Below are 10,560 nucleotides of genomic sequence, written 5' to 3' on the forward strand. Positions count from 1 at the left end.
TGGCGCTAATATAAGGTTCCAAGGCGTTATAGGGATAGGGGAGGGGCGGCAGGCTGTGTTTTCCAGGCGGGACGATGCCCTTGGCTATATCCCCAGTCATAGCGTTATGTTCCTCCTTTAAGACGTATCCTTAAATCCTTAAATAAAGTTCTGTTGTAATCATCCTGTTGTAATCATCTTATGTAGAAATTAATATCCGGGTGAAGTAGGGGAGAAAAAAGGGAGGTCCAGAAGGAAATATGGAACTAGGCGAAGTAAATAATTATGCGAGATCCCAGCCAGGCTAAGTGAAGATGCGGTCGAAGACATCGAAGCCTTAGTAGTAGGCCCCAAGGCAGACATATATATCGGTACCTCTGGTTATAGCTACCGGGATTGGATGGGGACCTTTTATCCTTATAGGAATCTCACAAAAGGATATGCTCTCTTATTATGCCCAGGAATTCCTTTTTACGGAGATCAATTTTTCCTATTACCGTCTTCCTACTCCTAAGATCTTCGAAAGCATGTTAGATAAAGTCCCGGAAGGTTTTATTTTTACCGTGAAGGCCTTTCAAAGCTTAACCCACGAGCGCGGGGATACGGTAAAGGAAGACGCTTTAAAGTTCTGTGAAGCCTTAAAACCTCTTATAGAGCAAGACAGGTTAGGGGCCTTATTACTCCAGTTCCCCTATTCTTTCCCCTGTAATGATAACAACCGCTCGTATTTGGTTTTTTTGCGGGAACTTTTAGGTGAATTACCCTTGGTGGTAGAATTTCGCCATAATAGCTGGCTTAAGGAAGCTACCTGGGTTCTCCTTAAATCCTTAGATATAGGTTATGTCTGCGTGGACGGCCCGAGGCTTACGGGATTGGTTACCAATGTAGTTAAAGTGACCGCTCCTTTGGCCTATGTTCGCTTCCACGGCCGGAATGCTAGTAAATGGTGGAAACATGAACAATCCTATGAGCGCTATGATTATCTTTACTCGGAGAAAGAGCTAGCTGAATGGGTGCCGCGCATCTCTTTGCTTTCCCGTCAAGCCTCCCGGGTTTTTATAGCGTTTAATAACCATTTCGGAGCTCAGGCCGTATACAATGCCCGCATGTTAAAAAGGCTTCTCGCTGGCCTGTGAGAGCATACGCCGGAGCGGCGGAACAACTTGTTTTTTACGTGACATTACGCCGGGTAGAAATACGCTTGCCTTACCCGGGGGTACGTTAAAAGCTTGCTCTACTGCTCTTACCTCTTGGCCGGTAAAGAAAAGTTCTGTGCCGTTGCGCATCAGATCAGTAATCATCATAAGTACGAGGTCATAATTTTTTTCTTTACAGAGCTTTTTCATCTCCTCCAAGAGAACTTCTGCGCTTACTGGGAGGGCGTGGGGGTCCACTATCTCTATCTGTCCAATACCTATCACATAGTTTCCGAAGCGAAATTCCTTAAAGTCTTCCAATATGATTTCGCGAGCTGAACGGCCGGCCAGTAGCGAACCTGCCTGGAACATTTTTTTACCAAATTCGATGGGGTTTATCCCGGCCAATTCAGCAAGTTTTATTACCTGTTGCCTATCTTCTTCAGTAGTAGTAGGCGACTTTAAGATCATAGTGTCAGATAATATAGCAGCACAGAGCAGCCCGGCTATTTCTTTAGGGGGAGTAATACCCTTTTCAGAAAATATTTTGCTGATTATAGTAGAGGTGCTCCCGACTGGTTCATTGCGAACTAAAATTGGCTCAGAGGTTTCTATATCTGCTACCCGGTGGTGGTCGATAATCTCAAGTATTTCGGCATGTTCAATACCCGGAACAGATTGGCTTTTTTCATTGTGGTCTACTAAGATTACTTTTTTGCCCCGCATAGCTAAAAGGTGATAACGGGAAATCATACCCAAAAAGCGGTTTTGTTCATCTACTACAGGGTAGTTGCGGTAGCGCGTTTCTAGCATGGTTCTTTTGACTTCTTCTATTAGATCGTCGTGGTGGAAGAGCACTAAGTTATCTTTACGCATTATGTTTTTAACCGGCGTATCCATGGGCATATACCCGCTATCCCAAGCCTCCAAAAGTAGGCGCGCCAAGTCGCCAACAGTAAGTAAACCCAAAAGATGTTGCTCACCATCGACAACGGCCAAAGTTTTGACCCCGTGCTGGCGCATGAAAATTCCAGCCTGTCTTACAGTGACCTCCGGGTGGATAAAGATAATTCCTCCGTCCAGCACATCCTCTACTCTGGGTTTAACATCATCTACATAAGTTGGGGCGGGGACATTGAAATACTCCAGTACAAATTTTGTCTCCCGGTTGAGTTCCCCGCATCTTGCAGCAATAACATTTTCCTTTTTTCTTATCTGATTTTGTAGATAGGCATATCCGATAGCTGAGGCGATGGAATCGGTATCGGGCTTTTGATGACCTATTACTAAGATCTCTTTCCCCATTTCCTTCAAACTCACTCCCAGCGCTGGTAGTCAGACTTCGAAGTGCTGCTTTTACATAGTAACTATATAGCCTTAACTGTGGAAAAGAGTCAAGGCGAAAAAGCGATAAGGGTATTCCGGTGAAGTACTTTCCGGCACTGAGGGTGGCTAATCCCTTGGAGGAATGGTTCGACGTTAACTAGCCCATAGAGCATGACGCCATATTTTAAAGAGCTCATCACTGACTTCTTAGTCCTAAGGAGAGGTGGGAGCTAAAGATAGAATTTTTAAGGATGATAACGAGGATGGAGCTGAATACGGCGAAGCTAGGGTTTATAACGGCGATATTCGATACTTATTCTCACACCAACATTATAGTCGCAGCTGCGAGCCATTCTACGCTGACGTGGAAATAAGGGAGCGAAGGTTTGAAGGGATTGAGGGAAAATATTTTACCCCAGGAAAGGCATGAATTTGGTTAGGGTTGAAAAGGATTGGGTTTAAGGGATAAAAAATTGACCCCCAAAGGCTTTTTGGATGGAGGGAAAGCGAAAATTTAGGGGAGCTCGAACGACTTAGGCTAGTTCTTGAATACGTAGTTTAGTAAAGGTAGCCTAAGGCTAATGGTATATATTACCATGGAGGAGTGGGAGGAGTAGTATACCTTTTTTGAGGCTATTTTACCAACACTTGTCATCTACTGGAAACTTTTTATATTCCTAGGTACCTGTTTTAACTTAATTATAGGGTTGCATTGTTAAATTATGTTAAGTCCCCCTAAAAAATTGGCCGCAACGCAAATGCCTAAGCTGCAAATTGTCCTTTTAGGGCACCTTAATGTTTGCTAAAATAATAATACACCAGGGTAAGGCAAGGAGGTGAAGAACCCTTGTCTAAAATTACAGGGAAGGATTTGATACTTCTCCTGTTATATGCGCCGGGAAAGACTGGGGAGTACGGAGAAAAAATAGAAGGACGCACTCGTTTACAGAAGATGGTATTTCTTTTTGAGAAAGAAGTGTATCCAAAGTTTAAGCAGGATAAGTTAATCACAGAAGAAGACCTCCCGAAGTTTATACCGTATGATTATGGTCCTTTCTCTAAGCAGGTGTACGATGACTTAGAATTCCTAATAGGCCTAGGGTTTATCGAGACAATACCTACTAGTGAGCAGGTAGAACAGGGAGAAGAAGCAGAATACTGGTTGTGGGAAGAAACGACAGGTCTAGAAGATGGCCCGGCTCTAGAGGGTGGTATAGTAGTGTTCGAGAAACAAGCGTATGTCTTGTCAAAGATAGGCCGTGATTTCGTAGAAAAAAAGTTGTGGCCATTGCTTAGCGAGAACCAGAAACAAGCCCTTGCTAGGTTGAAATTGAACTGTACTAAAGCCAGTCTAAGGACTATATTACGTTATGTGTACGAAAAGTACCCTGAGACTGCCAAAAACTCAAAAATCAAGGATGAGATCCTACGTGACGAGGCCTCAATCAGTGTCTACCAGTATTAAGTTCCATACAGAAAATGAGATGGTGGAGATAGCCAAACGTACTCTGGTTAGTTTAGGTGTTCCTACTTATGTGAGCGTTCCTTGTTTTTCCCGTTGCATCGATTTGGTCCTGCTAGAAGATGATAAGCTGGTGGCGATTGAATTTAAACTGCATGATTGGCGGAGAGGCTTGATCCAAGCAGAACACCATTTGGTAGCTGTTGATTTCTCATACGTATGCTTACCCCTAAGGGAAGTTACTCCCAAAATGGAAAAAATGTTTAATGAATCTGATGTAGGGTTGCTGATGTTGGATATGGAATACCCTCGGCTTTTCAGGGTTGTGTTTCCGGCAAAACCATCAAGGCGTAAATGGTCCATTGGAGAAAAATGGTTGCGAAAAGCCCTTGAAATGGAGGTGATGAGATGAACTTGCATATGGTCAGATACGGTACTCATGCCGAATCCATATTTCTGTCTGGAGACTTTCGAGATACTTATGATATACTGGTGGTCAACGGCAATATGGCTGCATATTACCCGGCAGCGATGGCGAGATTCATAGCCGAAAGAGTGTGCAACAAGAATTACATTATTGATCCCCAGACCCATGCTTTCCAACATGACCTTAGGTATATTAGATCGTCAAAAACGGAGGAAATAAAATCATCAATCGCAAGACTCTTAGAGCAATACGGAGAACCTTTCAAAAGAAGTATCGATGCGGGCCGTCCGGTCTATCCTGATGACTTTAAGGACAAGCATATATTGGCTTCTGCAGTGGAAAGGGTTATTGAGTTTCAAAGGAACGTATTCAGTGCTCAGAAAGGAGAATGGCAGAAATATTATGAGTTCATAAACATTAACCCCCTTACACCTTGGGCTGTAATAGCTCCCTATTTTTTTATGGACGAATTGTCGGTTGGGCAGTGGTTAGAAATAAATGCGAAAGCGGTTGAAATTGCCAAGACGAAGTACCCAAACGAAAAAGTGGTTATGCAGCTAGTAATTGGGAAAGGGCTCCTTCTTTCCCAGGAACTCTCAGGGGTTATCGAAAGGGTTACAGACACACCTGCGGATATGGTAGCTATATGGATAGATGATTTTGATGAAACCTCGGCTACTATAACTGAACTTACTATCTACAAAGACATGTTAAGAAAACTAGGCGGTAAAAAGGAAGTACTTATTCTTTATGGTTCTTACTTTTCAGTGGCCCTGATGAAGGTTTTTCCTGAGTTAAACATTAAAGGCGTCTGTCATGGTCTGGAATACGCCGAACATCGACCTGTGATACCTGTAGGAGGAGGTCTTCCGGTATCAAAATTCTATTATCCTTCGCTTCATATACGCATTCCTTATGTTGAGGTCGTTTTTTTAGTTAGGCCTTTTTTTGATAGTAAAGAAGATTATTTTCGTTATGTTTGTGACTGCAAAACGTGTGCTGAGTTAATTGGCCGGGCTTTAAGTGTTGAGGAGGGTTTTACCAAGTATGGTGAAACCAGTCCGGCAGTGTCACGCCGTAATAACCAGGTTGTGGTACTGAACTATCCTACTACTGAAGCTAGAAATCTCTGTGTCAGTCACTACATGTGGTGCAAAGCCAAGGAATACCAAGAGGTAGAGCAATCTGCTTCGCAAATAGCCAAGAAATTAATCCAGGCGGCAGAGGAAAGCAAAACAGTGGGGAATGCTTTCACCGCTCACTGTTTACGGTGGGCTAAAGTGCTACAGGGGTAAAGGAGTATTACCAGCATGACGTCATCCAGGGCAGGGGTTAAAGTAGCTATAGTTACTGGAGCTGGTTTTTCGCTGCCAGCGGGGATTCCAACCCAGCGAGAACTTCTGTATCAAATAGAAAGATTCGAGCCCGATATATTCCAACCTGGCTACCTGAAGTTTGTACAGGCCAAAAGAGTGGTAAACAGATTTTTAAGAGCTATTTTCCTTCGAGACCCTGATAAGAATGAGCGTAGCGAGCAGGTTGTACATAAGTTAGGCAACCTCCAGTTAGAGGATATCTACACTATTCTGGATAGGGCAATTAGCAAAGGCGATGTTTTGCCCCCGTTTTCCGAAACTGAGCTTGTCAATGTCAGGGATGCTTTGGATAGGTGTATTATGTACTACCTAAATTATTTAGAAGCTAATTTAAGCCCTGAAAAACAAAGACTTTACGAGCGGTTATACCACAAATTGCAGACAGATTATGGTAACGACTGGATAATGATCAGTACAAACTGGGACACAGTATGGGATGAAGTTGTGTTGTCAATTTGTAGGAAGAATAACCTAGTACTCGATTATGGGCCTAATATATTCTGGATTGAACTGGACGGCACGGCCCAGAGACCTGAAGGAGGCCGTTTAGGGCCTAGATTGCTCAAACTTCATGGATCTTTTAATTGGCTTACATGCCCCCAGTGCCACACCATATTTGTCTGGCCCAAAGATTTAGGAGTACGTGATATTTTTGACCCTGTCCGGTGCCCGCGGTGTTGCGTGTACCCGGTCGAGACCATTGAACCGCTCCTTCGGCCCCTGTTCTTAACACCCTCGTTGCTTAAGTCTGTAAGAAATCCAACCCTCGAGTTGGTCTGGGACGAGGCTTTCTGCGCACTGAGTACAGCCACGGAGGTGATATTTATTGGCTATTCGTTACCCCTCGCCGACCATGATTTGAGATATTTATTAAGGCGAAGTATCTCGCAGAACACAAAAGTTAAAGTGATCCTTCATGAAAGTGATCGTCCAGTACGGGCTGAACGTAATACTTCTTGTCCAGAATTTCGCTACAAGAGCCTGTTGGATCTATCCGATACAGATTTTTACTACGAAGGCTTCGAAAGTTTCTTTGGTATTGGCGTTTAGAGGCCATCTCGGGAGAAGCGGCAGATAAAGAAAGATAAAGTTTTTAGGACGCTAACTAGAATGCATGAAGCTTTACCCGGCGAAGATATAGCTTATAGCCGCTATAATATACTCGATACTTACTTAGGCTTAAGCCTGGAAGAGGAAAAGGAAGTAGAGGAGATGCTTTATAGGGAATTAAGTGTGGAGGAGGTTAAGAAAGTAATGGAACTTAGGACTTCGTGGCATTAAGCGTTTAGATTTCCTTCCCCCTGAAGCGGAGGAGAAGATAAAAACTCTTTCGCTAGAGGAGTTTGATGAGCTGGCGGAGAAGATATTCGAAGTTACTAGTGAAAACGACTTAAAAAAGCTGCTCAGCGTTGAGCACTGACATTACAGCTTCGGCCCAGCAGCAGTAAGTTTTAATAAGAGTGTCCAAGAATTGGTGCACGTGCTAGAGCCAGAAGGGCTGGAATTGTTGACTACAGGGCCTATCCCCCCTAATCCTGCGGAACTCCTTGGTTCAGTGAGAATGGCTGAACTCTTGCAGGAACTCAAGAACAGTTATGATATTGTCGTACTGGACACACCTCCTATAATAGCTGTTACAGATGCAATGATTTTGGCCCCTCAGGTAAGCGGGGTGCTTTTGGTCCTCAGGGCTGGAACGGCAGTAGTGGAGATGGCGAAGGAGGCCAAAGAACAATTGGAAAGGGTTAATGCCAGGATTTTGGGAGCTGTTTTAAATGGGGTTAAACGCAAGGGCGGCGGAGACTACCACTACTATTATTACTACTATGGGAATGATTGATATACACGTACATATCCTGCCTGGGCTGGACGACGGGGCTTCTACCTGGGAGGAGGCTATAGATATGGCTAGGGCGGCTGCCAGCGAGGGGACCCAGGCCCTAGTGGCCACACCCCATTTTCTCCCCGGAAACTGGCCTGATAAAGGCCTGATAGCCGACCTGGTAGCCCAACTCCAGGAAAAGCTGAACAGCCAGGACATTTCCCTTCAGATCTACTCCGGTGGTGAAGTTTATCTAGAGCCCGAGTTACCGGAGAGGATATATGCTCTTCCTTTTTTAGGTGGTCAAAGTCAATATCTGCTGGTAGAGCTACCGTTCGAGGAGCTTCCATCCTTTACCGAAGAAGTGCTATTTAAGCTTCGGGTAAAAGATATAGTTCCCGTTTTGGCCCACCCCGAGCGCAACCGGGTGATCGGGGAAGATCTGTCCATACTGGCTAAGTGGATTCGCCAGGGAGCATTGGTGCAGGTCAATGCAGGAAGTCTTATTGGCACTTTTGGCCGTAAAGTGCAAGCAGTGGCTGAGGCTATGGTCAAGGCGAGGATGGTACATTTTCTCGGATCAGACGGTCATTCCCTAAGGCGGCCGCCACAGATGCTCAAGGTGCGGAAGAAGATTGCGGAATTACTTGGGGAACAGGAGGCTGAGGGTATAACCCGGCGTAATGCTTTAGCCCTACTCCGTGGCGAACAAATAGAAGTACCCGAACCAGAACATAGGCCACGGAGAGAGGGCTTCCTTAGGTTTATCACCAGGCTAAGGGATTAATAAAAGCAGGTTTAGTGATATTTTATCTTACATATGTTCAAAAAACGGAAATGGGACGGAGATGATCCGGAGATGGAGTGGAGAGGGTCTAATTAAGCATGATTTAATTTTACATTTACTTCCAAAACCTCCTCTCTGCCAGGCCTTATATGTTTGGGTATATGGTTTTTTTCTAAAACATCTTGACGTGTATCCGTAAGCATTTTACAATTGTAAATAAAATAAAGTGCATATCTGACAACGGGGAGCTCCTGTTAGGGGCTGAGAAAGGGCTAGTGAGCACCTGACCCGCTGAACCTGTTCAGGGTAATGCCTGCGGAGGGAAAAAAGCCGGCGTTTAAAAGGTGCACTTTCCTCGCGGGGTGCACCTTTTTGTATCCATTACAGGTACCGGTTTCCTGGGCAGGCGAAACCGGAGGGGGTAATGATGGCGTGGTTGTATGTTATAAGTAATCAAAGGTTGACGCGATACCCCCTAGAAGTCGTAGCCGGCCAGCTAGAGGGTATAGACTTCTTCCAGCTGCGAGAAAAAGAGCTTCCGGCTAATGAGTTATACCGCTTAGCTTGTAAGCTTAAGAAAGTTCTACCTCCCACCACCAAGTTCCTCATCAATGACCGGGTAGATATAGCCCTGGCTGTACAAGCAGATGGTGTTCATTTGGGCCAGACGTCCTTACCAGTGGATGTAGCCCGCCGTCTGTTAGGACCTGGTAAACTCGTTGGCGTCTCAGTCCATGACTTGGCCGAAGCCCAGAGGGCAGCTTCGGCAGGAGCGGATTACCTTCTTTTTGGTCACGTTTTTCCCACAGAGTCTAAAAAGGGTTTACCTCCGAGGGGACTTATAGCTTTAGGCGAGGTTGCACGTAAAGTTGGTATACCAGTTATAGCCTTAGGAGGTATAACACCGGAAAGGGTCCGTCTTTGTTTAGAAGCCGGGGCCAGCGGGGTAGCTGTCATGTCTGGTATTATGGCGGCGGAATCCCCCCGTGAGGCGGTGCTTAAGTTTCGCCAGGCCCTGAATCCAGAGTAATTTTTTAGTAGCCATAGGAGTGAGCTAAGAGGAAGGTGTTGGGGAGTCCCGGCAAAAATGACGAACGTGAAAGGAGGAACTGTTCTTTAACCTGGGGGAGGAGGTGAAAAGGAGCATGGAGGTCCTTATAAACGGAGAAAAAAGGGAAATCAAGCCGGGGACTACTGTAGGAGCTTTGCTTAAAGAATTGGGGGTGGATTACCGGTACTTAGCTGTAGAGCGCAACAGGGTAATAGTACCTAAACAAGACTATGACCGTGTGATTTTAGAAGAAGGTGATGAGATAGAGATAGTACGTTTTGTAGGCGGGGGATAAAAACAGCGCTGGTTGCGCCTGCAGCACCACCGGGGCATGAAAATCATACTTGCTTATAGAAGATCATATCATAAAGCTTTAGATTTTCATAAGGAGGTTGAGATTAAAAAATGGCTGACAAGCTGGTGATCGCGGGCCGGGAGTTTAATTCCCGTCTTATGGTGGGCACAGGGAAATATCCCTCCTTAGAGATTATGCGCAAAGCCATTGAGGCTTCTGGTGCAGAGATCGTTACTGTAGCCGTGCGGAGGCTTAACTTAGGAAGCAGCGAGCCTTCTATTTTGGATTATCTGGACCTAAAGAAGATCACCCTCCTTCCTAATACCGCTGGGGCTACAACTGTAGATGAAGCTGTACGGCTGGCCCGCCTGGCCAGGGAGGCCGGGCTTTCGGATATGATTAAGCTAGAAGTTATAGGGGATGAAGAAACTTTGCTTCCCGATCCCGTAGCCACCATTGAAGCTACCCGTATACTCGTCCAGGAGGGCTTTATTGTTTTGCCCTACACTAACCAGGATCCCGTGGTAGCTCGCCGGCTGGTAGAGGCAGGTGCAGCTACAGTTATGCCCTTAGGTTCACCTATAGGCTCAGGCCAGGGATTGCCTAACTTTGAACATATCCAGCTCATTATCCAGCGGGTGAATGTACCCGTCATAGTAGATGCTGGTATAGGGGCTCCTTCTGATGCTGCTTTAGCCATGGAGATAGGGGCTGATGCTTGCCTCATTAATACAGCCATTGCCCAAGCCAAGGATCCGGTAGCTATGGCTGAAGCCATGAAACTGGCTGTAGAGGCGGGGCGGAAGTGCTTCCTGGCCGGCCGCATACCTAAGAGAACCTTTGCTAGCCCCAGCAGCCCGACGGAAGGGATGATAGGCCGGCCTAAAGCTTAAATAAAG

The 10,560-nt window shown here is 45.6% G+C and carries 13 protein-coding genes, 1 pseudogene and 1 riboswitch; of the genes and pseudogenes, 12 read left to right on the top strand and 2 right to left on the bottom strand.

From position 1 onward, the window contains the following. Positions 1 to 73: pseudogene (locus tag L5656_RS11505) on the bottom strand (superoxide dismutase); the annotation flags it as partial. 346 nt (positions 74 to 419) lie between these two features. Here L5656_RS11505 and L5656_RS08560 point away from each other — a divergent pair. Then, a complete protein-coding gene (locus L5656_RS08560; protein ID WP_297201818.1) occupies positions 420 to 1,115 on the top strand; it encodes a DUF72 domain-containing protein in 696 nt (231 codons plus the stop codon). Here the strand turns inward: L5656_RS08560 and L5656_RS08565 are convergent. Next, positions 1,089 to 2,420, bottom strand: a complete 1,332-nt coding sequence (locus L5656_RS08565) for a putative manganese-dependent inorganic diphosphatase (protein ID WP_297201821.1) — start codon at positions 2,418 to 2,420, stop codon at positions 1,089 to 1,091. The two genes, L5656_RS08560 and L5656_RS08565, sit on opposite strands and share 27 nt — an antisense overlap. A gap of 868 nt (positions 2,421 to 3,288) precedes the next feature. Between L5656_RS08565 and L5656_RS08570 the strand changes: the two genes are divergently transcribed. The 11 genes from L5656_RS08570 (at position 3,289) to L5656_RS08615 (ending at position 10,554) form a co-directional block, all read left to right on the top strand. After that, a complete protein-coding gene (locus L5656_RS08570) occupies positions 3,289 to 3,906 on the top strand; it encodes a hypothetical protein (protein WP_297201824.1) in 618 nt (205 codons plus the stop codon). Further along, positions 3,890 to 4,315, top strand: a complete 426-nt coding sequence (locus L5656_RS08575; RefSeq protein ID WP_297201827.1) for a hypothetical protein — start codon at positions 3,890 to 3,892, stop codon at positions 4,313 to 4,315. Before L5656_RS08570 ends, L5656_RS08575 begins: the two co-directional genes overlap by 17 nt. A 2-nt stretch (positions 4,316 to 4,317) precedes the next feature. After that, entirely contained in the window at positions 4,318 to 5,625 is a 1,308-nt protein-coding gene (locus tag L5656_RS08580) for a hypothetical protein (RefSeq protein WP_297201830.1), read from the top strand. A gap of 15 nt (positions 5,626 to 5,640) precedes the next feature. Further along, complete coding sequence (locus L5656_RS08585) at positions 5,641 to 6,756, top strand: hypothetical protein (protein ID WP_297201833.1); 1,116 nt, start codon at positions 5,641 to 5,643, stop codon at positions 6,754 to 6,756. 60 nt (positions 6,757 to 6,816) lie between these two features. Further along, positions 6,817 to 6,987: a hypothetical protein gene (locus L5656_RS08590; RefSeq protein WP_297201836.1), complete on the top strand. Its 171-nt coding sequence runs from the start codon at positions 6,817 to 6,819 to the stop codon at positions 6,985 to 6,987. Next, positions 6,983 to 7,126 (top strand): DUF4351 domain-containing protein, encoded by a 144-nt coding sequence (locus tag L5656_RS11415; RefSeq protein ID WP_366018169.1) that lies wholly within the window; start codon positions 6,983 to 6,985, stop codon positions 7,124 to 7,126. The genes L5656_RS08590 and L5656_RS11415 overlap by 5 nt, the downstream gene beginning before the upstream one ends. A gap of 54 nt (positions 7,127 to 7,180) precedes the next feature. Continuing rightward, on the top strand, positions 7,181 to 7,546 hold the full coding sequence (locus L5656_RS08595; protein ID WP_297201839.1) for a polysaccharide biosynthesis tyrosine autokinase: 366 nt from the start codon (positions 7,181 to 7,183) through the stop codon (positions 7,544 to 7,546). Then, the gene (locus tag L5656_RS08600; RefSeq protein ID WP_297201842.1) at positions 7,482 to 8,315 is read left to right on the top strand and encodes a tyrosine-protein phosphatase; all 834 of its coding nucleotides are present in this window, start codon (positions 7,482 to 7,484) and stop codon (positions 8,313 to 8,315) included. The genes L5656_RS08595 and L5656_RS08600 overlap by 65 nt, the downstream gene beginning before the upstream one ends. 231 nt (positions 8,316 to 8,546) lie before the next feature. After that, a riboswitch (TPP riboswitch) is annotated at positions 8,547 to 8,658 on the top strand. 81 nt (positions 8,659 to 8,739) lie between these two features. Further along, complete coding sequence (gene thiE, locus L5656_RS08605; protein WP_297201844.1) at positions 8,740 to 9,345, top strand: thiamine phosphate synthase; 606 nt, start codon at positions 8,740 to 8,742, stop codon at positions 9,343 to 9,345. 115 nt (positions 9,346 to 9,460) lie between these two features. After that, positions 9,461 to 9,661, top strand: a complete 201-nt coding sequence (gene thiS / locus L5656_RS08610) for a sulfur carrier protein ThiS (RefSeq protein ID WP_297201848.1) — start codon at positions 9,461 to 9,463, stop codon at positions 9,659 to 9,661. A gap of 110 nt (positions 9,662 to 9,771) precedes the next feature. Next, complete coding sequence (locus L5656_RS08615) at positions 9,772 to 10,554, top strand: thiazole synthase (protein WP_297201852.1); 783 nt, start codon at positions 9,772 to 9,774, stop codon at positions 10,552 to 10,554. Positions 10,555 to 10,560 lie beyond the last annotated feature (6 nt).

It is taken from the genome of Thermanaeromonas sp. (assembly GCF_021890735.1).
Lineage (GTDB): Bacteria > Bacillota > DSM-521 > Neomoorellales > Neomoorellaceae > Thermanaeromonas.

What these genes read in the sequence shown, in the direction of transcription:
- L5656_RS08560 (WP_297201818.1), top strand. Translation starts at nt 420, where the DNA reads ATGCTCTCTTATTATGCCCAGGAATTCCTTTTTACGGAGATCAATTTT.
- L5656_RS08565 (WP_297201821.1), bottom strand. Translation starts at nt 2,420, where the DNA reads ATGGGGAAAGAGATCTTAGTAATAGGTCATCAAAAGCCCGATACCGAT.
- L5656_RS08585 (WP_297201833.1), top strand. Translation starts at nt 5,641, where the DNA reads ATGACGTCATCCAGGGCAGGGGTTAAAGTAGCTATAGTTACTGGAGCT.
- L5656_RS08590 (WP_297201836.1), top strand. Translation starts at nt 6,817, where the DNA reads ATGCATGAAGCTTTACCCGGCGAAGATATAGCTTATAGCCGCTATAAT.
- L5656_RS08600 (WP_297201842.1), top strand. Translation starts at nt 7,482, where the DNA reads ATGGGGTTAAACGCAAGGGCGGCGGAGACTACCACTACTATTATTACT.
- thiE (WP_297201844.1), top strand. Translation starts at nt 8,740, where the DNA reads ATGATGGCGTGGTTGTATGTTATAAGTAATCAAAGGTTGACGCGATAC.
- thiS (WP_297201848.1), top strand. Translation starts at nt 9,461, where the DNA reads ATGGAGGTCCTTATAAACGGAGAAAAAAGGGAAATCAAGCCGGGGACT.
- L5656_RS08615 (WP_297201852.1), top strand. Translation starts at nt 9,772, where the DNA reads ATGGCTGACAAGCTGGTGATCGCGGGCCGGGAGTTTAATTCCCGTCTT.